The organism is Actinomadura citrea (assembly GCF_013409045.1).
GTDB classification, from domain to species: Bacteria; Actinomycetota; Actinomycetes; order Streptosporangiales; family Streptosporangiaceae; genus Spirillospora; species Spirillospora citrea.
Window position 1 is genome coordinate 7,870,733 of record NZ_JACCBT010000001.1, and the last position, 24,797, is coordinate 7,895,529.

The 24,797-nt window shown below is 73.0% G+C and carries 20 protein-coding genes and 1 pseudogene; 9 read left to right on the forward strand and 12 right to left on the reverse strand.

Translation table 11 applies throughout. The features are described 5' to 3' along the window. Positions 1-157 precede the first annotated feature (157 nt). Positions 158-1,267 (reverse strand): NAD(P)H-dependent flavin oxidoreductase, encoded by a 1,110-nt coding sequence (locus tag BJ999_RS36055; protein ID WP_179837403.1) that lies wholly within the window; start codon positions 1,265-1,267, stop codon positions 158-160. Positions 1,268-1,594: 327 nt separating this feature from the next. Further along, positions 1,595-2,830 (reverse strand): cell envelope lipid trafficking protein PgfA, encoded by a 1,236-nt coding sequence (pgfA, locus tag BJ999_RS36060; protein WP_229809992.1) that lies wholly within the window; start codon positions 2,828-2,830, stop codon positions 1,595-1,597. Positions 2,831-2,940: 110 nt separating this feature from the next. On the opposite strand from pgfA, the gene BJ999_RS36065 reads away from it, so the two are divergent. Further along, positions 2,941-3,732 (forward strand): class I SAM-dependent methyltransferase, encoded by a 792-nt coding sequence (locus BJ999_RS36065; protein WP_179837404.1) that lies wholly within the window; start codon positions 2,941-2,943, stop codon positions 3,730-3,732. Continuing rightward, entirely contained in the window at positions 3,729-4,973 is a 1,245-nt protein-coding gene (locus tag BJ999_RS36070; protein ID WP_179837405.1) for an acyltransferase family protein, read from the forward strand. Before BJ999_RS36065 ends, BJ999_RS36070 begins: the two co-directional genes overlap by 4 nt. 1,024 nt (positions 4,974-5,997) lie before the next feature. Here the strand turns inward: BJ999_RS36070 and BJ999_RS42645 are convergent. The 9 genes and pseudogenes from BJ999_RS42645 to BJ999_RS36105 all read right to left on the reverse strand — a co-directional run. Next, positions 5,998-9,180, reverse strand: a pseudogene (locus BJ999_RS42645) (alpha-(1->3)-arabinofuranosyltransferase domain-containing protein); the annotation flags it as partial. A 54-nt stretch (positions 9,181-9,234) separates the two neighbouring features. After that, positions 9,235-10,419 carry a glycosyltransferase family 4 protein gene (locus BJ999_RS36075; protein ID WP_179837406.1) on the reverse strand — a complete coding sequence of 395 codons (1,185 nt, stop codon included), beginning with the start codon at positions 10,417-10,419 and terminating at the stop codon, positions 9,235-9,237. Continuing rightward, a complete protein-coding gene (locus BJ999_RS36080) occupies positions 10,416-11,300 on the reverse strand; it encodes a glycosyltransferase (RefSeq protein ID WP_179837407.1) in 885 nt (294 codons plus the stop codon). The genes BJ999_RS36075 and BJ999_RS36080 overlap by 4 nt, the downstream gene beginning before the upstream one ends. A 13-nt stretch (positions 11,301-11,313) precedes the next feature. Continuing rightward, a complete protein-coding gene (locus tag BJ999_RS43305) occupies positions 11,314-11,445 on the reverse strand; it encodes a hypothetical protein (protein WP_258942032.1) in 132 nt (43 codons plus the stop codon). Further along, positions 11,445-13,157, reverse strand: coding sequence for an MmpA family trehalose lipid delivery protein (locus tag BJ999_RS36085; RefSeq protein WP_179837408.1), 1,713 nt, complete (start codon positions 13,155-13,157; stop codon positions 11,445-11,447). Before BJ999_RS36085 ends, BJ999_RS43305 begins: the two co-directional genes overlap by 1 nt. A gap of 30 nt (positions 13,158-13,187) precedes the next feature. Beyond that, positions 13,188-15,320 carry an acyl-CoA dehydrogenase family protein gene (locus tag BJ999_RS36090; protein WP_179837409.1) on the reverse strand — a complete coding sequence of 711 codons (2,133 nt, stop codon included), beginning with the start codon at positions 15,318-15,320 and terminating at the stop codon, positions 13,188-13,190. Between the two features lie 81 nt (positions 15,321-15,401). After that, entirely contained in the window at positions 15,402-16,655 is a 1,254-nt protein-coding gene (locus BJ999_RS36095; RefSeq protein ID WP_179837410.1) for a flagellar basal body-associated FliL family protein, read from the reverse strand. 98 nt (positions 16,656-16,753) lie between these two features. After that, positions 16,754-17,689: an EI24 domain-containing protein gene (locus BJ999_RS36100; protein ID WP_229809993.1), complete on the reverse strand. Its 936-nt coding sequence runs from the start codon at positions 17,687-17,689 to the stop codon at positions 16,754-16,756. Between the two features lie 11 nt (positions 17,690-17,700). After that, positions 17,701-18,570, reverse strand: coding sequence for an SDR family NAD(P)-dependent oxidoreductase (locus BJ999_RS36105; protein WP_179837411.1), 870 nt, complete (start codon positions 18,568-18,570; stop codon positions 17,701-17,703). A gap of 84 nt (positions 18,571-18,654) precedes the next feature. Between BJ999_RS36105 and BJ999_RS36110 the strand changes: the two genes are divergently transcribed. Next, on the forward strand, positions 18,655-19,524 hold the full coding sequence (locus BJ999_RS36110) for a TIGR03619 family F420-dependent LLM class oxidoreductase (RefSeq protein ID WP_179837412.1): 870 nt from the start codon (positions 18,655-18,657) through the stop codon (positions 19,522-19,524). A gap of 23 nt (positions 19,525-19,547) precedes the next feature. Continuing rightward, the gene (locus BJ999_RS36115; protein ID WP_229809994.1) at positions 19,548-19,985 is read left to right on the forward strand and encodes a nuclear transport factor 2 family protein; all 438 of its coding nucleotides are present in this window, start codon (positions 19,548-19,550) and stop codon (positions 19,983-19,985) included. Between the two features lie 15 nt (positions 19,986-20,000). Here BJ999_RS36115 and BJ999_RS36120 read toward each other — a convergent pair whose 3' ends face one another. Continuing rightward, positions 20,001-20,798, reverse strand: coding sequence for a nuclease-related domain-containing protein (locus tag BJ999_RS36120; protein WP_179837413.1), 798 nt, complete (start codon positions 20,796-20,798; stop codon positions 20,001-20,003). Between the two features lie 194 nt (positions 20,799-20,992). Here BJ999_RS36120 and BJ999_RS36125 point away from each other — a divergent pair, with 194 nt between their 5' ends. The 5 genes from BJ999_RS36125 (at position 20,993) to BJ999_RS36145 (ending at position 24,790) form a co-directional block, all read left to right on the forward strand. Beyond that, positions 20,993-22,744 (forward strand): phospholipase D family protein, encoded by a 1,752-nt coding sequence (locus BJ999_RS36125; RefSeq protein WP_179837414.1) that lies wholly within the window; start codon positions 20,993-20,995, stop codon positions 22,742-22,744. 139 nt (positions 22,745-22,883) lie between these two features. Next, positions 22,884-23,219: an ArsR/SmtB family transcription factor gene (locus BJ999_RS36130; protein ID WP_179837415.1), complete on the forward strand. Its 336-nt coding sequence runs from the start codon at positions 22,884-22,886 to the stop codon at positions 23,217-23,219. After that, positions 23,216-23,713, forward strand: a complete 498-nt coding sequence (locus BJ999_RS36135) for an SRPBCC family protein (protein ID WP_179837416.1) — start codon at positions 23,216-23,218, stop codon at positions 23,711-23,713. Before BJ999_RS36130 ends, BJ999_RS36135 begins: the two co-directional genes overlap by 4 nt. After that, positions 23,710-24,123, forward strand: coding sequence for a VOC family protein (locus BJ999_RS36140; protein ID WP_179837417.1), 414 nt, complete (start codon positions 23,710-23,712; stop codon positions 24,121-24,123). Before BJ999_RS36135 ends, BJ999_RS36140 begins: the two co-directional genes overlap by 4 nt. 106 nt (positions 24,124-24,229) lie before the next feature. Further along, entirely contained in the window at positions 24,230-24,790 is a 561-nt protein-coding gene (locus BJ999_RS36145) for a GNAT family N-acetyltransferase (RefSeq protein WP_179839041.1), read from the forward strand. Positions 24,791-24,797 lie beyond the last annotated feature (7 nt).

Consider the following 24,797-nt stretch of genomic DNA (forward strand, 5'->3'; position numbering starts at 1 on the left):
AATGATCTTGATAGCGGCACACCGTAACAGTCGGCCGCCGTCGGCATCCGGGCTTTAATGATCTTCGCGCGTCCGTTCCGCGGACCCGCGGCCGGGAACGCGCGCGGCCCCGGCCGGGGCTGGGAGGAACAGCGCCGGCCGGGGCCTTCGGGGGCGGTCAGCCCTCGGTGATGGCGTTGAGGCGCTCGATCGCCTCGACGTACTCCTCGATCAGGTCGTAGACCACCTGGGCGGCGGGCTTCACCTGGTTCATCGAGCCGACGATCTGGCCCACCGGGAAGGTGACCAGCTCGCCGTCGCCGGACCGCTGGATCCGGGGCAGGGCGTCGGCGATCAGCATGAACTGCATGGGCATCGGGAGGTAGCCCGGTGAGTTCTCGCTCTCCCACGCCTCGGTCCACGCGGTCTTGAGGAAGCGCGCGGGCTTGCCCGTCCAGGCCCGGGACCGGACGGTGTCGCGGGACGTGGCGTTGAGGAGCTTCGGCAGGGCGCGCTCCGGGGTGTCGGCCTCGTCGACCGTCAGCCAGATCGAGCCCGTCCAGACGCCGTCCGCGCCGAGCGCCATGCCGGCGGCCATCTGGCGGCCCCGGCCGATGCCGCCCGCCGCGAGCACGATGGTGTCCTCGCCGACGGCGTCCACGACCTCGGGGATGAGGACCATCGTGGCGACGTCGCCGGTGTGCCCGCCGGCCTCGGTGCCCTGCGCGACGATGATGTCCACGCCGACCTCGACCTGCTTGCGGGCGTGCCGGGCGTTGGAGGCCAGCCCGGCGACCTTCACGCCGTGCTCGTGCGCCTGCTCGACGACGTCCGCCGGGGGCGGCCCGAGCGCGTTGGCCAGCAGCGCGATCGGATGCTTGAGCGCCACCTCGACCTGCGGCCGCGCGGTCACGTCCGTCCAGCCGAGCAGCGCCTTGCCGGCCTGCTCGCCGCGCGGCTCCACGCCGTGCTCGGCCAGCAGGTTCTCCAGGAACTCCCGGTGCTGCGCCGGGATCATGCCCTGCAGCTTGCCGAGCAGTTCCTCGGCGTCGCCGGCGTCGGCGCCCTCGTACTTGGCGGGCATCACGACGTCCACGCCGTAGGGCTTGCCCCCGACGTGCTCGTCGATCCACTTCAGTTCGAGTTCGAGTTCCTCGGGGGTGAAATGCAGGGCGCCGAGGACGCCCATGCCGCCGGCGCGGCTCACCGCCGCGACCACGTCGCGGCAATGACTGAACGCGAAGATCGGGTACTCGATGCCGAATAGTTCGGTGACTCGTGTCCGCACAGCCTCGACCCTAGGCGCGGATCCGTAAAACTGCAACAGGTTCTAGTTAGGAATCTCATCCCGGAAGCATGCATGCACAGCTTCTAGAACACGTATCAGCAAGGAGCTTCGCGCGGGCGAGCCGACGCACGGCGCCACGCCGCGGGCGCGGGCCGAAGGCGGCATGGGGCCCGGAAGGCGCCTGTCAGGGGGCGGCGCTCACCGCGCCAGGAAGATTCGCAGCGAAAGGGGGCGGAGGCGGCACGAAGGCGGCCGGACGCACGCGGCTGACCGCGGGCCCTCCACCCGGCTCGGGCTCGGAGCCGACGGGACGGGCCGCCTCCGAGGTCAGCGGCGTTTCGCGGGGCCCGCGGCCTTGCGCTGCTGGCGCTGGCTGCGGGGCGCCGGACGGCGGGACTCCTGCCCTCCGGCGGAGGGCACGACGGGCGCCGCGGATTCGGTGGGCGCGCCGGACGGCTTGGACGGTCCGGGCGGACCGGACGGCCTGGGCGGGCCGGGCGGGGTCATGTCGCCGAACTTGCCGTCGGGGCGGCGCGGGGCCTCCAGGGGCGGGGCCTCGCGGCGGCCCATGCCGAGGTAGCCGCCGACGAACAGCATGATCAGGCCGAGCAGGACGCCGGTGGCGGGGATGTAGCTGCGCACCATGTCGATCTGCAGGGCGGTGCTGTTCGCCATGTCGACCAGGCCCCTCTGGTCCTTGTCGACGGTGATGAGGTCGGCCTGCGCGACGATCATCGAGCCCCTGCCGTCGGACGTGCGGACGGTGCTGCGGATGTTCTCGCGGTGCTTGACCGGAATGCCCGTGCGCGGGTCGACCCAGACGGTGTTGTAGGCCTCGGTGTACCGGTCGACCTTCTGGGCGCCCGCGTCCTCGGGCAGGCCGAGCATCTTCGCGGGCAGCTTGGCGTCCAGCGCGGCCGTCTTGGTCAGCGGGATCGTCTGGGTGAACCGGTACGTCGTCAGCCCGTGGACCTTCTCGACGGCGTTGAACTGCATCGGCGCCGTCTGCCGGGTCGTCATGTCGTAGAAGGGGTAGTCCTTCTTCTGGACGTTCGCGAGGGGGAACAGCAGCCCGTATCCGGACATCCGGACGCCGTTGTCTCCGTCGACGTTGGCCCCGCAGCAGTTGGTCAGGACGCCCGTCCGGCGGTCGAAGGCGATGCGGTAGCCCTGAATCTGGACGGGCTTGTCCGGCTTCTCCTGGTTGTAGATGTTGGTGGTGGAGTCCCAGACGGCGATGTCGTCGTTGCCCTCGTTGGCGCGGACGTCCCCGCGGACGGTGTTCTTGGCCAGCAGGGTGACGCCGGTCTTGAGCTTGAGGTCGGCCTCGTCGAAGTACGTGGAGCCCTTCGACTCCAGGCTCGTCACCTGGTAGCGATTCAGGGGCGCGACGACCACCTGGTCGGCCACGTAGAAGCGGACGAGGGGCGCGAGCGTGAGGAAGAACGCGCCAAGGCCGATCAGGACCAGGCCGACCGGTCGCCGCATGAACACCTCCGGGGCTGCCGTCGCTCGCACGGCGGGCGGGGGCCTCGCCGAGCCGTCGGGCCCCACCTCCAGCATGTCCGGGTCACCCTACCGGACCGCCGTACTGGTCGGTAAGCTCCCCGTTACCTTGCGGGCGCCCGATCGGCGGGACGACCGGGCTGGACGACACGGACGGTGAGGTGGCGATGGCGGCGGCGCCCCCCAGGCGGGACGGAGCGCGTCCCGAGCACGGGCACCGGGCCACGCTGGCGCGTTCGGTCCGGCTGCTGAGCGCCTTCCGGCGCGAGCAGAGCGAACCGGAGTACTTCTACGACCTGATGGCGCGCGACACCGTCGCCCAGCTCGGCGGGTACGCCGACCTGGCGGGGGCGACCGTCGTCGACGTGGGGACGGGCTCCGGGTTCTTCGCCCGCGCGCTGACGGCGGCGGGAGCACGCTGCACGGGCATCGACCACGACCTCTCCGAACTGACCGCGCACGCCGTCGACGTGCCCAACACGCTCGTGGGGAGCGCGCTGGCCCTCCCGTTCCGGACGGGGTCGGTCGACGTGTGCTTCTCGTCGAACGTCCTGGAGCACGTCCCCGCGCCCTGGCGCATGGCCGACGAGATGGTCCGGGTCACCAGGCCCGGCGGGACGGTCTTCCTGTCGTTCACCAACTGGCTGTCCCCTTGGGGCGGCCACGAGACGTCCCCCTGGCACTACCTCGGCGGCGACCGGGCCGCGCGGCGGTACGAGCGCCGGAACGGGTTCCCGCCGAAGAACCGGTTCGGGCTGGGCCTGCATCCGGTGTCGGTGGCGTCGGCGCTCAGGTGGGCCCGCGGGAACGACCAGGTGACCGTCCTGGACGCGCTGCCCCGCTACCACCCGCGCTGGGCGGAGGCCGTCGTACGCGTCCCGGGCCTGCGCGAGGTCGCCACCTGGAACCTCGTCCTGGTGCTCAGGAAGCACGGCGTGCTCGGGGGGCACGGCCCGTGAGACCCGCCGCGCAGGCGGCCCGGCCTGCGGCGCCGCCCATATCGGGGCACCAGGACACCCTGGACGGCCTCCGGGCCGTGGCGGCTCTCGTCGTCCTGGTCTTCCACGTCGCGAGCGCGGCCGGTTCGATCACCAACCCGAACGGCGCCCGGTGGCTGTTCAACGGCGGCCAGGTCGGCGTGCCCATCTTCTTCGCGCTCTCGGGGCTGCTGCTCTACCGCCCGTGGGCGGCGGCCGTCCTGGACGGGCGGCCCGCCCCGCGGGCGGGCGAGTACCTGCGCAGGCGCGTGTTCCGCATCCTGCCCGCGTACTGGGCCGTGGTCGCGGTCTTCATGGTCACCGCCGGGCGCGACCACATCGGCGACCCGCTGACCTGGGCTTCGCTGCTCACCCTGACGCAGACCTACCTGCCCGACCCGTGGTGGAACGGCGACCTCGGGCCCGCGCAGCTCGGGCAGATGTGGAGCCTCGTCGTCGAGGCCGGCTGGTACGTCCTGCTCCCGTTCACCGCGGCCGCCCTCTCCTGGTACGCGCGCCGGACGCGCAGCCACGACGCCGGCGTCCGCGCCCGGCGGCTCCTCGTCGGGATCGGCGTGTACGCGGCGCTGTCGTTGCCGTGGACCGCCCTCATGTTCGTCCCGGAGCGGCACACCGGGATGGGGGTCTGGCTGCCGCGGTACCTCGCCTGGTTCGCGATCGGGATGGCGCTCGCGGTGGTGACGGTGTGGGCGCGGCTGGACGAGCGCCGTCCCGTGGCCGCGGTGTGCCGCGCCGTGTCGGACTCGTGGGCGGCGTGCTGGGTCGCGGCGGCGATGCTGTACGTGGTGGCGGCGACGCCCGCCGCCGGGCCGCTCAGCCTCCAGACGCCGGACGCCTTCTGGACGTCCCTGCTGCACGTGGTCGTGTTCGGGCTGTGCGCCGCGGCGCTCGTGGCGCCGGTGGCGCTGGCTCCGGCGGACCACCAGGCGCTCGGCGCGATCCTGGGGAACCCGGTGATGCGGTTCCTCGGCAGGATCTCCTACGGCGTGTTCCTCTGGCAGCTCCTGATCATCGTCGCCTGGTACGACGCGACCGGCCGCGGTTTCCGGGGGAACGTCGTGACGGATCTGCCGCTGATGGCTGCGGCGACCATCGCAGCGGGGGCCCTGACCCACTATCTGGTGGAGTGGCCGGTGCAGCGGCTGACCCGGCGCCGGGCCCCGTCCCGCCCGGCGGACCCTGACCGGGCGCCGTCCAGCTGAGCGAGATCCGGCCGCCGGAGCCGCCTGGCGGCTTCGGGCGCCACAGCTCGACCGCGAGCCGCCCGACGATCACGAGCCCGAGCAGCTGCGGGGCGAGGTCGCCGAGCGGGCCGGACGGGGCCGCCGGGTTGTCGAGCAGGTCGAGCCGGACGCCGGCGGCGAGGCAGCCCGCCCCGGCGAGCATGGCGAGCGCGACCGGCCACGGCGAGGCGAGGGCGCGGGGCACGGCGGAGCGGCGGGTGCGGGCCCAGCCGCAGACGGCCGCCACGGCGACCGTGACGGCGAGGCCGGGCACCCCGGCGATCCAGCCGCCGAGCGCGGCGGCGAGGCCGATCGCCGCCCACGCCGGCCAGCCCGTCCCGGCGACGAGGGCACGGGGCTCCGGGCGGCGCCGGTCGCCGCGGCCCGGCCAGACGGCGACCAGCAGCAGGACGAGCAGCAGGCTGAGGCCCGCGACGACGGCGATCCGCTGCGCACGGTCGGGGGTGTAGGCCAGCTCGACGACGCCGCTGGTGCCCTTCGGGACGGCCCAGCCCTGCTTCCAGCCGTCGAGGCGGACGGCCCGCAGTTCGGTGCCGCCCACGGTCGCGCGCCAGCCGGCGTTGAAGTTCTCGTTCACCGTGAGGAAGGAGGAGGCGGCGGCGTCCACCTCCAGCCTGCGCGTGCCGGACCCCCAGCTGAGCACCTTGACCTCCTGCGGCGGCCGGGCCGCCGCGGCCTCGCCCGGCTTCGCGCCGACCGTCACCGTGTCGAGGCGGTAGGGGTCGAACGGCGTGGACGCCAGCCGGTTCCGGCCCGCCTGGAGCGCGGCCGGCGTGCACGCGCCGAACCGGAGCGGCCGGCCCGCGAGCAGGTCGCCGAGCGTGCCGGTCGCCCTGGTCTGGACGGCGGCGCCGCCGATCCGGAGCTTCGGGCCGTACCCGCACTGCAGCCGCAGCGGGAGGGCGCGGACGTCGGGGATCGGCTTGACGCCGGGAATGACGAGGTCGGTCACCTGGATGGGCTGGGCCTGGCGCTCCCGGAAGAAGGTGAACGTGACCCGGTCGGTCGTCATCGGGGCGAAGGTCAGCCTGCCCTGGGCGTCGGACAGCCCTTCCCGGGTCTGGCCGTTCTCCCCCTCGACCCGGACGCGCATCGGCCCCGACGCGGTGGGCGGACGGGTGACGGTGACGGCCGCCAGCCGCTTGCGGCCCTTCCAGCGGACGGTGTACGTGGGCGCCTCGTCCCGCTCCCCCGCGATCCAGGCCGTCTGCGGATCGCCGTCGAAACCCGACCTCGGCTGGTCGGCGGGGTGATCGGCCAGGACCGAGCTGGCGGCGACGGCCGGCTGCCCGCGGACGGCGGTGAACCGTTCGACGAGCCGCCGGTCGGTGAGCACGGCCGTCCCGGTGACGGCGGCCTTGCCCGGGGCGGCGGCGGTGAACGTCCGGTCGAATCCCGCCTCCTCCTCGTCGCCGGACCCGAGGGACGGCGAGCACACCCAGCGGCGGCTGCCCTTTACGCACTCGCCCGCGGCGCCCTGGGCCCGGCTCATCACGTACGTCGCGGGCCCGTCGACACCGGCGGGCGCGGGCATCGTGAAGGTGCGGGCGGGCCGCACTCCGCCGATCGACAGCTCCGCGACGCCCGCGCGGGCGAAGCCCGGAACGAGCGGCTCGGAGGCCAGCCCGAGGATCCGCAGCCGCACCCAGCGGGTCGGGCCGCCGGGTGCGCGGAGGGGCTGCCCGGTCACGATCGTCTGGACGTCCTGCCGCACCGTCCCGTTCTCGGTCTCGACGGCGACGCGCGAGACGGCGGGGCCGAGGGACCCGTCCTGGAGGAACGCGGCGGTGAGGCTCTGGACCTCACGGGGCCGGTCGAAGTCGACGCGGAGCCACTGCCCGACCGGCCCATTCCAGCCGCCCGTCTTCCAGGCGGTGAACTGGTCGCCGTCGAGCGCCGCGAACGGGGTCGCCTCGGGCTCGCGCGCCTGCGGGACGGCGTCGTCGCCCGCCGCCGACGTGGACGCCGTGACGTCGCGGACGCCGCCGCCGTACGTCACGTGGGTCGCGTAGCGCCTCCAGCCCGTGTCCAGGACGTCGGCGGCCTCGCCCTCGCGGCCGGCGGTCAGCGTGGGGGACGTCTGGTGCAGCTCGCCGAAGTTGCGGCGCAGCAGGCGGGGCGAGTCGGTCACGACCGGGGCGCCCCTGAGGTCGGCGGCGTCGTCGTCCAGCAGGACGGGCCCGTCCGGCAGCGTGCCGCCGTCGGCCATGGCGAGCAGCGACTCCGGCCCTCCGTAGACGCGGACGGGGTTCGCGGCGTCGGCGAGGTTCGCGACGCCGGCGGCTCCGTCGACCTCGTAGACCTCCAGCGCCGGGTACTTCTGGTCGACGGCGGTGACCGCGTCGTCGGCGTCTCCCCCGACGGGCGCGCCGAACGCGGCGACCCTCCGCATGCCGGGCGAGTCGCCGAGCGCCTGGTGGAGGCGGGCGGGCCAGGCTCCGCGCAGGGTCTCGCGCCGCAGGTCGTTCCGCACCAGAACGTACCGGACGCCCATCCGGCCGAGAAAGGCGCTCAGGCCCGGCGACCCCTGCCCGGACCGGACCTGCTGGTCGATCGCGTCCAGCGCGCGCGTGTACCCGGGCGACCCGGCCGGGACGAGCTGCCGGACCCCCCACCGCGCCAGCAGCAGCGGCTGCACGACGTCGTCCATCGGGCGGCCCCACAGGTACTCGCCGAACGGCGCCCCCGGGACGGCCAGCACCCCCTGCCGCCCGGCCCGCGCGTTGATCCACGCCGCGGCGTCCCGCCAGTACCGGGGCACCTCCGTGAACTCGCCCGGCCCGGACAGGCCGTGCGAGGCGGCCGTGACGCCGATGCCGCCGAGCGCGACGGCGGCGGCCACCGGCAGGCCGAGCAGCGACTTCAGCGTCCTGCCGAACGCCGGCTCGGCCCCGCGGCGCAGGCTCCGCACACCGCCCGCCGATCGGCGGGCGGCCGCGACGAGCGCGTGGGCGAGGCCGAGCGCGAGCGGCAGCCGGACGACCGCGTCGAACTTGTGCAGGTTGCGCAGCGGGGCGAGCGGGCCGTCCAGCAGGTCGCGGAGCTGCCCGGCGAACGGGCCCGGCAGGTCGCCGAGGTGCCCCATCGACAGGATCGCCAGCCCGGTGAGCAGCGTGAGCAGCAGGAACGTCCGTTCGGGCAGCAGCCGGCTCAGCAGCCCGGCGAGCCCGAGCGCGGCGGCGAGGCCCGTGCAGACGATCGCCACCGGGCCGAGCGAGAGGCCGTGCCCGACCGGCCACCAGACCTGCCCGTCCACGATGAGGTAGTTGACCCAGCGCTCCGCGCCGCGCAGCACGTTGATGAGGCCGGTCGGCCCGGCCGTCGTCCGCGCCTTCTCGGTGTAGGTCAGCCAGGAGAACCCGTACGTCCCGGTGAGCAGGAGGGGGGCGAGCCACCAGGCGACCGCCGCGCCCGCCGCCACCGACCACCACGCGAGCATCCGCGCCCGGAACGACCCGCGCGGTCGCGTCACCACGTACACGACGGGGACGACCAGCACGGCGACGGTCGCGGTCGCGTTGATGCCGCCGCAGCAGGCGATCGCCAGGCCCGACCTCGCCGCCGCCCTGAGCCGCCCGGTCTCCCCGGACGCGGCGCCGACCAGCGGCAGGACGATCCAGGGCAGCATCGCGACCGGCAGGTACTCCGAGGAGATCTGCCCGAGCGTGGCCAGCCCGTTCGGGGCCAGCGCGTAGGCCATCGCCGCGAACAGGCGGGCGCCCTGCCCGTCCCCGCCGGCGCCTTCGCCGGCGCCGAAGCCGAGACGCCCCGCGAGCCGCCAGGTGCCGACGAACGCCAAGCACATCAGCAGCGCCAGCCAGAACCGCTGGGTGATCCACGCGGGCATCCCGACGACGTCGCCGAGCGCGAAGAACGGGCCCATCGGGAACAGGTAGCCGACGGCCTGGTTCTGGAGCTGGCCGAACTGCTCGGGGTCCCACAGGTGCAGGGCGCGGCCGAGGAACCCGAGCGGGTTCACCGCCATGTCGATCTTGGTGTCGGCCAGGATCGCGCCGGGCCGGGTGCCGAACGCGAGCGCGGTCAGCGCGAGGCAGCACGCGAGGACGCGCAGCCGCTCCCGCACCCGGCCCGCGACGTCCGGGCCGTCCGGCACGGGTCGGCGGGACGCGCCGGCGCGAGGCGGATTCGCCTCTCCCACGGCCATGCTCGCCCCCTGCCCCTCTCTGCCCTTCCCCGGGTCCCTGTGCTCCCCCGGGCGTCAGCCAGGGTGTCCGTCACCGTACCTTCGGTCGCCCTGCGCGCCGGCCGGATCGGCCCGGACGGCGGAGGTGATGAGGCCCCGCATCCGGGCGGTGGTGCGCGCCCAGTCGAACTCTGCCGCCCACCTCTGACATTCCGTGGCGACACGGTCGCGTTCCGTGCGATCGCCCAGGTCCTTGAGGGCGCGCCGGACGACGTCGGCCTGGTCGTCGCCCTCGCGGACGAGCCATCCGGTGGCCCCGTCGCGGACGGCGTCGCGCAGGCCGTCGACGTCGTGCGCGACGGTCGGGACGCCGAGCGCCGCGGCCTCGATGACGCTGAGGCCCCAGCCCTCGCCCTGGGATGTGCTGAGGTGCAGATCGGCACGGGCGACCAGGGCCGCCTTCACGTTCTCGGGGACGTAGCCGTGCGCGATGACGACCTTCTCCAAGCCGCGGGCTCTGATCCCGGCCGTGAGAGCGCCCGCCTCGGGGCCGTCCCCGACGATGTGGAGCCTCAGTCCGGGATGCGTCTCGCGAAGGGCCCCCGCGAGATCGAGGAGCAGAGAAAGTCGCTTGTGCGGGACGAGCCGGGTCACGCAGACCAGATCGGGGTCCCCGGCCGGCTCCGAGACCGCGCCGTCGGGTTCGGCGACCACCGTTCCGTTGGGGACGACGTGGGTCGGCCCAGTCCAGCCCAGTCGCTCCCTCACGGCGCGCTCCGTGGACGGCGAGACGACCACGACCGCATGGCGCCGGTACGTCCAGCGGCTCACCGGCCCCTCCAGGACTTGGCCGACCCATGCGAGCCATCCGGGGAAGTACAGGCCGAACTGAGCGTCGTGCACATGGTGGATGACGCAGAACACCGGGACGCGGCGCGGCACGACCCAAGGCGTGAAGAAAGGGATGCCGTTCTGGCAGTCGACGACCGCGTCGAAGCGCCGCCGCCCGAGGCGGAAACCCAGCATCCACAACAGGACGAGCGGGTAGACGGTGAAACGGCCGCCGAGACGCACGAACTCCACGTCCTCGACCCGCTCCCGGCGTTTCTGGCCCGGCGCCCTGCTCGTCACGTAATGGACGCGGGCTCCTCCACCGGCGAACCGGCGCGCCAGTTCCCAGGCGTAGCGTTCGGCGCCGCCCGCAGAGGGATGCCATGGATCCCGCCAGTTGACGACCGCCAGCCGCAGGTTCTCGCTCATCCCGTCTTCGCGCGCGACGTGGGAACGTTCTCTGCCAGTGCGACCGCGTTCGACAGGGCGATGGGCTCCGACAGGGCGACCTGCACCGGACCCGGCTCACCGAACACCGCCCGCAGCGGCACGACCGGGATGTTCGGCCTCACCGGAATGACGGGCAACCTGACTCCGGCGCGCGCGCGGATCCGGGCCAGGTCGAGCAGGCATCGCAACGAATGCCGCCGGACCGAGAACGTCGATCCCGGACGGTCACGCCAGATCACCGGGATGTCCGTCACGGACGCTCCGCGCCGCACGCAGTGGGCGAGGAGTTCGACGTCGAACGAGAAGCCCGACGTGCGCAGGTCCGCCGCCGCGGCCCGTCCCAGCGGGCCGTAGAAGAACTTGAACCCGCACTGGGTGTCGGGGATGCCGCCCACGAGGTCGCGGACGATCCGGTTGAAGATGATGGCGCCGAGGCGCCTGACGGGCAGCGCGTACCCCTGGACGACCGACCGACCGTGGCGCCTTGACCCGACCACGACCGGGCGGCCCTCGCGCAGCAGGACGATGGCTTCGTCCAGCGCGGCGAGGTCTGTTGCCATATCGGCGTCCATGAAGCCCACGTAAGGGGCCCGTGTCGCGAGCAGTCCGGCGCGGACCGCCGCTCCCTTTCCCCGGCGCTCGCAGCGCACCAGCCGGACGGGGACCGGCCCGTCCCAGGACTCGACGATGCCGGCCGTCCCGTCGGTGCTGGCGTTGTCGACGACGATGACCTCGGCCCGCGCCGCAAGGCCCGCGAGCTTGTCGCACAGCAGATCCAGTCCCGCCGGAAGCCGGTCGGCCTCGTTGAAGGCGGGAACGACGATCTCCAGAAGTGCGGGCCGGTCACGCCTGATCCCCATCAGGGCCTACACGTCACCGGGAGCCGTAGTTGTACAGCGGCTTGATGACGGGGTCCTTCTGGGAGGCGCTTGCGAGCTGGACCGCGCCGAACGAGGCTCCGGAGGCCAGCAGGACGCCGACGATTGCGGCGATGGCGATGCGCATCAGGGGGTCCTTCGTCGGGGGCGGGGTCCGCGGGGCGTGATACCGCCGAGTAACGGGAAGCTCAGAGTAGTCCTTGAGGCCGTGATTGACCAGAAAACGGCGAGACTCGTCAGCACCCACGCGGCCACCACGGGCGCGACCGGCACCGCGTCCCGGGCCCCGCCCGCGGCCCCCTCGATCCGGTATACGACCAGGTCAGGCCCGCGCAGTACCTCCATGGCCGCGCCGGAGGGGCGGTTGGCCCCCGGCTCCGCGTCCACGACGACGTACCGTACGCCCTCGTCACGCAGCGTCGCCGCGGGCGGTGTTCCGGTCCGTGCCGAGGGCGCGAGCTCGACCGCCCTCGGGTCCTCGGGCGCGACCGTCGTTCCGCCCACGGTGACGGCGTCGTCCACGACGACGCGGCGGTGCAGGTAGCGGGGCATCGGGTCGAGCACCCGGCGCCCGTGGTTCCAGGGGAAGCTCCGGTAGGACGCCCAGGGCAGGACCAGCACATCCCCGGGGGCGGGGTCGCCGTCGATGATCCGCCGTGCGCGCGCCCAGTCGTCCGGGTATCGGACGGACCGCAAATCGCCCGCCGCACCCCACGCCAGCGTCGGCAGCAGGAGGACCGGGACCGCCACCGCGGCGACGGCCGCTCCCGGCCACCGGGCCTGGGCCGCCCGGTCGGCGGCCACCCCCAGCCCCACGGCGACCACGACGGAGAGCGGGGCCGCGAACTGCTGCCCGTCCCGGAGGACGGCGAACCCGGGCCAGAGGTCGATGACGCCTTCGAGGACGGGCGCCGCCACCGCTCCCAGCGCCGCCACGACGAACCCGGCCGCCGCCGCGACGGCCGCGCCCCGCCGCCAGCCGGGCTCCCGGCACCATCCCCAGTAGGCGGCCAGCGCGACCAGCACCACGACCAGCCAGATCGTCGCGATGACCGGTGCCCCGTAGCCCCTCGGCACCGTCTCGCCGTTCCACACCCCGCCGAGCAGGAGCAGGCTGCCGAGCGTTCCGAACGGAGTGTCCGCCCTGGCCGCGAACAGGTCGACGGCCGTCCCGTCCCCCGGCAGGCCCGCGGGGCGCAGGGCCCCGGGGATCAGCCAGGGCAGGCTGAGCACGCCCGCGGCGGCCACGACCCGCAGGCCGGCGCGGAGACGCTCGGCCCCCGGCGGGGTCACGAGGGCGACGGCGAGGGCCGTCATGGCGGAGACCGCCAGGGCCGCGAAACCGCCGATCGCGGCGGGGAGGAGGGCGCGGACGAGACGGCGCCCTCCGCCGGGCCCGTCCGTCCCCGCGGCCGCGGCCACCACCCAGGGCAGGGCCGCGTAGCCGAGGAGGAGCGCCCACTGCCCGAGCAGCAGGCGTTCGGCGACGAACGGGTTCCAGGCGTAGCAGACGCCGGCGGCCAGGCGCGGCAGCAGCCGGGGCGACGGGACCAGCGACGCCGCCGACGTGCACGCCATCACGAAGACCGCCAGCAGGACGAGCTTCTGCACCGCGTCCGCCGGGACGACCGCGGCGAGCGCGGTGACGAACGCGTCGCTCGGCACGTGCCGGGGCACGACCCCGGTCAGCCCGAACGTCAGGCGTGTGAACGCGGGGTCGGGCACGAACACCATGTCGTAGGACAGCACGAAGCCGGGCGCGAGCCCCGGCCCCAGTGCCGCGAGCCCGAGCCCGAGGCCGGTGAGGACGGCCACCAGGTGCCGCGTCCGGTCGGTCAAGCAGTCCGCTCCCGCATGTGAGCCTGGACGCTACCCGACCGGCTCGGGGTCGCGGGGCAGGCCGAGGATCCGCTCGCCGATCACGTTCAGGTTGACCTCGGTGGTGCCGCCGCCGATCGTCATCGCACGGGAGGCGAGCAGGTAGCGGGTCCAGCGGGCGCGCAGGGGATCGCGGCGCCCGCCGGTCAGGGCGCCCTCCTCGCCGAGCAGCGTGAACCCGAACTCGGTGGCCTGCTGACCGTGCTCCATCGCCACCAGCTTGCGGACGTTCGCCGTCGCCCCCGGGTCGGTGCCCGAAAGCCGCTTGAGCGTGGCGCGCAGCCCGAGCAGGTTGAACGCGTGCTCGTCGCAGGCGAGGCGCCCGATCCCGTCGCGGACGACGGGGTCCCCGTCCAGACCGAGTTCCGCCGCGAGGTCGAGCAGCTTGGGCAGGTCGCCGCCGAGCTGGAAGCTGCTCGTCAGGCCGACCCGCTCGTTCGCCAGCGTCGTGCGGGCCACGCGCCAGCCCTCGTTGACCGGGCCGACGACGAGGTCGTCCGGCACGAACACCCCGTCGAGGAAGACCTCGTTGAACACGGCGTCGCCGGTGCACTCGCGCAGCGGGCGGACCTCGATGCCGGGCGAGGCCATGTCGACGAGGAAGTAGGTGATCCCCTCGTGCTTGGGACGGTCCGGATCGGTGCGCGCGACGCAGATCCCCCACTGCGCCTCGCGGGCCAGCGACGTCCAGATCTTCTGCCCGGTGATCGTCCAGCCGCCCTCGGCGCGCTCGGCGCGGGTCCGCAGCCCGGCGAGGTCGGAGCCCGCGCCCGGCTCGGAGAACAGCTGACACCAGATGATCTCGCCGCGCAGCGTCGGCGGCAGGAACCGCCCCTGCTGCGCGGCAGTCCCGTACTGGACCAGCGAGGGCACGACCCATGCCGCGATCATCAGCGGCACCGGCCGCACCTTCGCGGCGCCGAGCTCCTGCTGGATCACGATCTGTTCGAGGGGACCGGCGTCCCGTCCCCAGGGCTCCGGCAGGTGCGGCGTCACCCAGCCGCCCTCGGCCATCGCGGCGCGCTGTTCGAGCGGCTCCATCGCGGCCAGCTCGGCGACGCGGGCGCGGATGTCCTCGCGGACCGGTGCCGCGTCCTCGGCCAGTTCGATGCTCATCGGGCGCCGGACGCCCCTGACCGCAAGCGCGGCGACCTCCGCGCGGTGCGTGCCGGCCCGTCCCAGGAGCGCGCGGAGGGTGAGGGCCCGCCGGTAGAGAAGGTGGGCATCGTGCTCGTAGGTGTAACCGACGCCCCCATGGATCTGGATGTTGCCTTCGGCGCAGGTGACGGCGGCGTCCGCCGCCAGAGCGGCCGTCACTCCCACGGCGTAGGCGCGCTGGTCTTCTGGCTCGTCCAGAGCGCGCGCGGCGTCCCACACCGCCGCCCTGGCGCGCTCAACGGCGATGAGCATCCGCGCGCACTTGTGCTTGACGCCTTGGAACTGGCCGATCGGACGGCCGAACTGCTCGCGCAGCTTCGCGTACGCGACGGCGTCGTCCAGGGCACGTCCTGCCACGCCGCATGCCTCGGCCCCGAGGAGGACGGCCGCGAGAGCGTGCACGTCCACGCCGCTGACGAAGCACTCGTCCGGAAGGGACACGCCCTCGACCGTGACCGATCCCACCGGACGGGTGATGTCGAGGGACTCCAGCGGCTCGACGGTGACCTCGTCCCGCCCCAGGACGACCCACCGGCCACCGGCCGGGAGGACGAAGAGGTCGGCCAGCGGGGCGCCCAGCACCGGCTGCACCGTCCCGGAGACGGTGGAGCCGTTCGTGGCGAGGCCGCCGGAAAGCCCGACCGCCGCTTTCCGGGCCCCCGCGACGAGCCCGCGCACGTCCGCCCCGGCCGCGTGCAGGATCGCGGAGGCGAGCACGGTCGGCGCATACGGGCCGGGAGCGAGCACCCGTCCCAGCTCCTCCAGCGCAACGGCCTGCTCCAGGATCCCGAAGCCCTCGCCGCCCACGTCCTCGGGCAGGTGCAGGCCGAGGAGCCCCTGTTCGGCGAGCGCGGGCCAGAAGCCCGCGTCCGCGTCCCGGACGGCCTCCCGCGTGACGGCCCGCTCGGCGAAGCCGCGCACCGACGCCGCCAGCGCCTCGTGTTCCTCGGTCAGCCCGATGGCCATGGCCACACCTTTCTCAGGGGTGGCCCAGCGTATGAGAACGGGATTCGGTTGTCAGGAGGCGATCGGTCGGGAGGCCGTCGGTCAGGAGGCGATCTTGAGCTGTCCGAGGAACCGGTTGACGTCCGGCCACTGCTTGCGGTGCGTGTTCGGCATCGACGCGAACACCACCGCCGGCGCCTTCCGGCCGGTGTCGACGACCGCCACGACGACGATCTCACCCGTCGCGCGCACCCCGGAACGCTTGTAGGTGAGGTACGAGGCGACCAGCCAGCCCTTGTGCCCGTCCACGTTCAGCGCCTGCGACGCCAGGGGCGCCGACTTGTGGGGGAACGCGTAGTACTGCGCCTCGTAGCCCTTCGCGGCCATGCCGGCCACGGCCTTCACGCTGTCCGGCCCCTGGTAGGCGCTCTGCAGGGTCGGGATCAGCGTGCCGGTGAGGAGCTGCCCGTACCAGAACCGTCCCGCGTGCCGCTCGGTCAGGAGGATCTGCTGCCCCGACCATCCCGGCGTGCCCAGCTTGTTCTTCTTGGTGGGCACCTGCCAGGGGGCGGCCAGCCGCGGATACGACAGCCCGGAGTGGGCGTCGTTGACCCGCCCGAGCATCCGGCTCGGCTTCCCGGCGAACGTCGCGAGGCGCTTGTCCGGCGGCATCTCCGCCTGCGCCGCCTCGGACTGCTCCGCCGCGGCCCGCCGGTCGGCGTTGCCGGACGTGTCGGAGGTGTCGCCGGGCTCGTCGCCGCCGCTCTTCATGAAGTAGACGCCGCCGGCCGCGAGGAGCGCGACCACCAGCAGGCCGACCCCGCCGAACAGCACGAGCCGGGAGCGTCCGCCGCGCTCGTCCAGGACGTCGCGCTGCGGCTTCGGCGAGCCGCCGAGCTTGGCGTCCGCGGCGTCCTCGTCGGCCATCCAGTCGGGCATCTGCCAGTTGCCGCTGCTCGGCTTGCCGGGCTTCGCCGGCTGCCCGGACCCGGTGGGGACGGCCGGGACGTACCTGTCGTCGGCGTCACCGTCGTCGGCGCCCTCGTCGAAGAGCGACCCCTCCCACTGGGGCGCCTCCTCGGCCACGGGCGCCACCTTGACGTCCTCGGGGTCCGGCTCCTCGCCCGCCGCGGTCTCCCGGCGCCCGGTCTCGACCTTGCCCCAGACGTCGTGCGTCCCGGCGCCCTCGCCGGACGCGGAGAAGTCGGTGCGGCCCGTCGGCGGGGGCACCGGCACCTCCGGCACCTTCGGCTCGGGGAAGGCCGCCTGCGGCCCGGTCGCACCGTCCGCGCCGTCCCGCGGCTCGCTCTCGCTCATTTCGGTCCAGCGCACACTGCGCTCCCCCTGATCGGACATGCGGCACACGTTACGCCAAGATCACTCATGCCGTTCCGGCCGGTCATCACGCTCAGGACACATCTTCTCATCGCCTCGGTGGCGGCGTCCCCGCCGCCTCACCCGGGACTCGTCAGGCCCGCCTCGGCCGACGGGTCGTCGGCCAGGCGTTCCCGTGCCAGCAGCGTCCCGCCGGCCACCGCGCCGGGCATCGCGAGCACCGCGCCCAGCGGGATGAGAAACACCACAAAGGTCGCCGCGCCGAACCCGACGGCGAGCGGGCGGTGCGCCTTCAGCCGCGTGAACCGGTCCCGGCGCCGCAGCCCGCGCCGCTCCAGCGCGATCGACGTCAGCTCGCCCGCGAGGAAGTAGCCCGACACCAGCGCCGCGACCACCGGCACGACCGTCTGCCCCACCACCGGCAGGAAGCCGCAGGCGAAGAACACGATCGCGAACACCAGCGCCACGGCCCCGAGGATCAGCGCGTCCTTGACCGCCCGCCCGATCTGGACCAGCAGCGGGACGTCCGGCTCCGGCGGCGCGCCGCCCTGCGACTCCTCCACCCGGACCGCGATGGACTCGTAGAACGGGTCGCCCACCAGCAGCGTCATCGCCGTGAACGTGATGATCGCGAAGAACAGGGCCGACCCGTACAGCGCGATCCCGGCCACGACCCGCACCGACGTCCGCGCCGCGTCCGACCAGCCGTCGGCGAACCCCGTCACCCATCCGGCCAGGTCGTCGATCCGGTACGCCAGGAATACCAGCGCCGCGGCGTACACCGCCAGGACGATCAGTGCGGGGATCAGCCCGAAGAGCCACTGGGCCGGGTGCCGCGCCACCCATCCGATGCCGCGCAGCAGGTAGCCCACGCCGTTGAAGAAGTCCTTGAACGCGGACGGCCGCTGCCGCGGCTGCGGGCCCGGCTGCGCGGGGCCCGACTGCTGCGCGGGGCTGGGCTGCCGGGGGGCCGGCTGGGGACTGGGCGGCGGGCCCGGCTGCGGCGGGCCGGTCCAGGCACCCGGCCGGTCGGGCGGTCCGTACGGTTGGCTCACGCACCCTGACCCTATAGGGCAGGCAGCCCCACAAGGCGGACAGAACGGTCCCACACCGCCCGCCGCAGCTCCGGATCCTTCAAGGCCTCGACCGTCGGCAGCATCCCTGCGCCCGGCGCCGAGGTGTAGTAGCCGCCGCTGCGCCCCTCGAACTCCTCGTCCAGCGCGAGCCGCAACGCCATCCGCGCCCCCTGCGCCGGGGTCCGCATCACCGGGGTGTGCGAGAACAGGGCCATCACGCGCTCGGTCCCGCGGACGTCCCTGCCCAGACTCGTCGCGACGAAGCCCGGGCAGACCGCGTTCGCCGTGACGCCGCTGCCCTCCATCCGCCTGGCCAGTTCCTGCGCGAACAGGATGTTGAGCAGCTTCGACCGCCCGTACACGCGCAGCGCCCCGGCCGGGCCGTACGATCCGGGCTCGGCCATCCGCTCGACGTCGAGCCGGTCCGAGAACCGGTGCGCCTCCGACGCCACGACGACCACCCGCGACGGCGCGCCCTTCTCCAGCAGCCCCAGCAGCAGATTCGTCAGCAGGAACGGCCCCAGGTGGTTCGTCGCGATCACGCGGTCGTACCCGTCCGCGCTGACCTTGGCCCGCAGCAGGTACACGCCCGCGTTGTCGACCAGCACGTCCAGCCGGTCGAACCGCTCCTCCAGCGACGCCGCCACCCGCCGGACGTCCATCTGCACCGACAGGTCCCCGATGAACGTCTCGACCCGCGCGCCCGGCACGTCCGCCGTCAGCTCCTCCACGGTCGCCGCGGCGCGCAGCTCGTTCCGGCAGACGATCCCCACCAGCATCCCCGCCCGGGCCAGCCCCCGTGCGATCTCCTTTCCGATCCCGGACGTCCCCCCGGTGACGATCGCGATCCTGCGCTCCATCCCCCCACCGAACCACCCCCCGCACCCCCGGGCAACAACGCGGCGCCCCTGGCACCGAAGTGGAACACGTTCTACTATTCCGGCATGAGGTTCACCTACGCCGAGGCCATGACGGATCCGTCGTTCTACCTCCCGCTGGCCAAGGCCGCCGAGGAGGCCGGGTACACGAGCATGTCGGTCGCCGACTCGCTGGTGTACCCGAAGGAGTCGGACTCGGTGTATCCGTACACCGCGGACGGGAACCGGGAGTTCCTGGAGGACAAGCCCTTCATCGAGACGTTCACACTGATCGCGGCCATGGGGGCGGTGACCACCCGGCTGCGGTTCACGCCGTTCGTGCTCAAACTGCCGGTGCGTCCCCCCGTCCTGGTGGCGAAGCAGGCGACGTCGATCGCGTGCCTGACCGGCGGGCGGCTCGGCCTCGGCGTCGGGCTCAGCCCCTGGCGCGAGGACTTCGAGGTGATGGGCGTCCCGTGGGAGCGGCGCGGCAGGCGGATGGACGAGGCCATCGACATCGTCCGGGGGCTGAGCGGCGGCGAGTACTTCGAGTACCACGGCGAGCACTTCGACGTCCCGGCGATCAAGATCTGCCCGGCGCGCCCCTTCCCGATCCTGGTCGGCGGGCACAGCGAGGCCGCGCTGCGCCGCGCCGTCGTGCGCGGGGACGGCTGGATGCACGCGGGCGGCGGCGACGACCTGGACGACCTGCTGGCCCGGCTGGACCGGATCCGCGAGGCGGAGGGCAAGGCCGGCGACCCCTTCGAGGTGCACGTGATCTCGATGGACGCCTACACGCCCGACGGCGTGCGGCGGCTGGAGGACAGGGGCGTCACCGACGTGATCGTCGGCTTCCGGATGCCCTACGCCAAGGGTCCCGACACCGAGCCGCTGGACAAGAAGATCGAGCACCTCGAACGGTTCGCCGAGACCGTCATCGCCAAGACCGCCTCCTGACCCCGAAACGAGAACACGTTACAGTGGATGCCATCGCCTGGGACGCCCCCGACTCCGACCACCCGGCCCGCCGCGCCGCCCGCGCCTCCATGACCGCCGTCGCCGAGGGCCGCAAGGACGAGTGGCTGGCCCTGTTCGCCCCGGACGCCCTCATCGAGGACCCGGTCGGCCCGTCCTTCCTCGACCCGGAGGGCGCGGGCCACCGGGGCCCGGACGGCATCGAGAACTTCTGGAGCTCCTTCATCTCCACGATCGCCGGCTTCCGCTTCCGCGTCGCCGACTCCTTCGCCAACGGCCCCTGCTGCGCCAACGTCGCGACGATCACGACCACGACGCCCGACGGCGCCACGATGACCATCGACTGCGTCCTCGTCTACACGGTGGACGACGCCGGCAAGATCACGTCCCTGCGCGCCCACTGGGAGCCCGACCGAGCCATGGCCACCCTCACCACGCCGTGATCCTGCCGGCACCGGTCAGCGGCGGCCTCCGGACCGTCGTTGCGCATGGAAGCGATGGTCGCGCCGGACCAGGTCACCGATCCTGTGCCGGGCTTCGTGATCGAGGGTGCCGGCCGTCCTGGAGACCTGGTCCACCAGGGACCGGATTCCAATGCTGACGACGTCGACCCCCGGCTGGCGGCACGTGCCGAGTTCCGCTCGATCGTGCATGACGACGACCGCGGTACGTACGGGGACGGGCGTGCCGCGGGAACGCAGGAACTCCTCCAGCGCTCCGGCGACCTCGCCGACCTGCCGTCCCCAGCTGCGCCCCCGGCGGTCGGCCAGCACGCCCGACTCCACCCGGTTTCCGTAGCGGTCGAACTTCTCGAACCGCCAGTCGTCGCCGGTGACGTGCACCCGTACGCCGCGGCCCTTCACCTCGACCGCCCAGACGCCGCCGGGCCCGACCAGCAGATGGTCGACCTCGCCGCGCCGGTTGGCATAACCGCGGAACAGCGTCCAGTCCCCGCGCAGGGAGCGTTCGAGTTCGGCCGCCACCCGATCCTCGGCGTCGACGCCGGCCTGCTGCTGCGCACGCCGGTGCATGACCGTCGGGTCGGCCACCGGCGCGGTCCGCTGCAGGGCCTGCAGTTCACGGGCGTCCCTGAGCCACCTGCCCAACTGCCACCATCGGCGTGCGGCCCGCTGCCGGCGGCGCAGGGCGTCCACGGCCCGGGCGTGATCGGCGATGTGGTCTCGCTGGCGGGCCAGCGCCGCGTCGGTCTCCTGAAGTTGAGCCCCCGGATGGTCTGACAGCACTTCGATCCGCATTGACCAAAGATACTGCGAACTGCGAAGTAGGCCCGACTTCCGAAGAAACTCACCGGCCGTTGCAGAACAATCTTGTCCCATTTCGGCCAGTTATGGGCGTTGGTTGTCACCTTTTCGTTCATTCTGGCGGGCGGTTCCGCGACCTTATCGTCGGGGCTCGTCCCCGGCGGGAGACCGGGGAGAAGGGGGTTGGGATGAATCCTTCGACCAAGCCGCAGACTCTGATCGGCAAGTACCTGGTACGCGAGACCGATCGGACGAAATGGGGCGACGGCGAGTACGCGCCGCAACAGAACTTCCTTGGCGATCTGTCCGGGAACACGGTCGACCACTTCGTCAACGGAGTGGCGTACTTCAAGGCGCTCGAAGGCGAGATCGAGGCCCTGTGCGCGTCCAACGCCAAGGGCCGGTACCTGTACTTGACCGCGTGGTGGCTCGGCCTGGCCAAACTGCCCGCCGACACCGAGATCCAGGCCTTCGGTGAGTTCGGCAGCACCGTCGTCCAGCAATTCCCGGTGCTGAAGGATCTGACGCGACCGGTGCGGGTCGGCGCGGAATACCCGCCGCTGACGCTCCCGAGCGGCGCGCTTCTCTCCAGGCGCCTGGAAGAACTGCACAAGTCCGGCGCCGATGTGCGGATCCTCGCCTGGGTGTCGCCGTTCGCCGCCCGGTACGCCGTCCCCGATCTCGGGGGGATCCGCATCGTCAACGCGCAGACGCTGCTCAGCGTCGCCGAGATGCGCAGCCGCTTCGGCGAGCAGGACGCCGGCAAGGTGATGGTCAACCTGACCGCGCACCCGCTGGGCGCTGTCCACTGCAAGCTGGTGGTGGCCGGCGACCACAAGTCCACGCGCGCCTTCACAGGCGGCATCGACCCGGTCATGGACCGGACGGCCCCGACCTGGCACGACCTCGCGGTGCGGGTCACCGGGCCCGCGGCCACGGCGGTCCACCGCTTCTTCCAGCAGATGTGGGCCGAGAACCTCAGGCTGCCGGCCGAGGACTTCCTGGTCGACCACCACCCGATCGCATCGCGGCTCAAGACGGCCGCGCCGGTCCCCGACCCGCCGGAACCACCGCGCGGGGACGGCACCGGAGCCCACGTCCAGGTGCTGCGGACCGTGCCGCAGATGCGGTTCTCCTCGTCCGGCCCGGAGTGGCTCTACGACAAGAGCTCGGTGGTGCGGGCACTCATCACCGCCGGCGTCGGCTTCAGAAAGGAACCGGTCAGTTTCGCGCCGGACGGTCTCTTCGAGTTCAAGGTGGCGCTGGAGAAGGCGATCGGCCAGGCCGAGAAGTACATCTTCATCGCGGACCAGGCGTTCAGCAGCGAAGAGATCATGGGCTGGATCAACGCCCGGATGCTGGCGAAACCGGATCTCAAGGTGATCCTGCTGCACGGCGGAGACCCCGCCGACCCTCCGAGCGGCGACATGCCGGAGGCGGTCAACGGGCACCTGATCCCGCACGTGCCCACGGTCCTCTTCGGCGGGCCCAGCGGCCTGCGGGGCGTGGAGATCTACGGCTGGCCCGGCACGACGGTGCACTGCAAGGTGACGATCATCGATGATGTCTTCTGCGTCGTGGGCTCGGCCAACGCGATGCGGCGCAGCCTCTACACCGACACCGAACTGTCCGTCGCGGTCCTGGACGCCACGGACACCGGCCTCGTCCGCCGCCTGCGCCGCGACCTGTGGGCCAAGTACTGCGGGATGACCCTGCCGCCGGAGATGCTGCTGGTGGGCGCCACGCAGCCGGGCTACGACGAGCTGCTCGACCTTCACGACTCGCTGTCCCTGTGGTCCCCGACATGGGGCGGCGCGCTCCCGTCCCACGTCAGGCTGCTGCCCGGGATCAAGGGCTTCCACCTGCCGATGCCGGTGACCGTGCCGTACTCGCCGCAGGAGCACGACCGCAAGGACACCGACTCGCGCATGACCTTCTGAGCCTCGCCGCGCCGGTACCGGGGGCGTCCGGCCTGCGGACGTCCCCGGCCGGGCGCGCCCTCGTCCCACCCCTCGCTTGACAGGTCGGGACGTCCACGGGTACAAAACCATCTGGTTATAGAACCGGAAGGTTGACCTAGTGGACACCAGCACTCTGGACACGACGTTCGCCGCCCTGGCCGACCCGACCAGGCGCGCGATCCTGACCCGGCTCACCCAGGGCGACGCCTCGGTGGGCGAACTGTCCGCGCCCTTCGCCATGAGCCAGCCCGCCGTGTCCAAGCACCTGCGCGTCCTGGAACGTGCCGGCCTGGTCTCGCGGGGCCGGGACGCGCAGCGGCGGCCGTGCCGGCTTGAGGCCCGTCCCCTCCGGGAGGCGCTGGACTGGCTCGCGGACTTCCGCCAGTACTGGGAGGAGAGCTACCAGCGGCTCGACGAACTGCTCGCAAGGCTCGAAGAGCAGGAGGACTCGTGACGGCGTGGCCGCCCCGCGGGGCGGGCCTCGTGGTCAGCGCGCCGCCGGGCACCGAGATCCTGCTCAGCAGGACGTTCGACGCGCCCCGCCGGCGGGTGTTCGACGCGTTCACCCGTCCGGCACTGCTCAGGCAGTGGCACGGCGCCCGCGGCTGGACACTCGTCGTCTGCGAGATCGACCTGCGCCCCGGCGGCACCTGGCGCTTCGTCTCCCACGGCCCGGGCGGCGCCGAGATGGGCTACGGCGGCGTCTTCCTCGAGGTGGACGCGCCCGCCAGGCTGGTGCAGAGCGAGATCCGCGACGGCTGGGAGGCCGGCGAGGCCCTGGTCACCACCGTCTTCGACGAGCGGGACGGCCGCACCGCCATGAACATCACCGTTCGCTACCCCACCCGCGAGATACGCGACAGCGTGCTCCGCAGCCCGATGCGGCGCGGCGCGGGCCAGTCCTACGACCGACTCGACGACCTTCTCTCGAAAGGACACCACCCATGACCGAGCCGCAAACCCCGGTAACGCCCGTGCGCCCCGGGATGCTCCTGCTCGAACTCGTCCCGGTGCCCGTCGCCGACATCGACCGGGCCAAGGAGTTCTACACCGCTCTCGGCTTCAACGCCGACGTCGACGTGCGACCCGCGGACGGCGTCCGGTACGTCCAGCTCACACCGCCGGGCTCGGCCTGCTCGATCGCGCTGACGGAGGGCCTGCCGGGAATGGACATGCCGGTCGGGACGCAGCGCGGCCTGCACCTGGTCGTCAGCGACATCGAGCAGGCCAGGTCCGACCTCGTCAAGCGCGGCGCCGACGTGGACCCGGTGGAGGACATGGGCGGCGTCTTCTACGCCCGTTTCGCCGACCCGGACGGGAACACCTGGACCCTCCAGCACATGCCCTGGCGCCCCTGACCCCGCGACGGCGGCCGACCGGGGCTCGCGGGCACCGAGGCCCGGCGCACCGCCTCCGTGAGAAGATCCAGCGCAGTCTGTGCTGGTACTGACCCTGGAGGCGAGGATGTACGCGGTGTCCCTCGGCGGCGACGGCGCGGAGTTGCGACCGCTCGAACCATGGCAGGCCGACGAGTTCCTGGCCCACATCGACCGAGGACGAGACTTCATCGGCCAGTACGTCGGGCTTCCGGACCGCGTCACGGACCTGAGATCCAGCCGCGCGCAACTGCAGGCGTACGCCGACAAGGCCGCGGCCGACCGAGGGCGCATCTACGGCATCTGGGCCGGCAGCCGGCTGGTGGGCGGGGTGCTCTTCGTCACGATGGACGTCGAGCAGGGCACCGCCGAGGCCGGCTGCTGGCTGGAACCGTCGGCCGTGGGCAAGGGCCTGGTGACCAGAGCGGTGCGCACCATCATCGACTGGGCCATCGAAGAGCGCGGCATCCACCGCGTGGAATGGCGGGTCTCGACCGCCAACCAGCCCAGCATCTCCGTCGCCGAGCGGCTGGGGATGACGAAAGACGGCACCCTGCGAGAAAGCTACCTCTACCGCGGAGAACGGCAGGACACCGAGGTCTGGTCAGTGCTCGCCCCAGAGTGGCGAGCGACCAGGCAGGCGTCCTAGAGCCGCT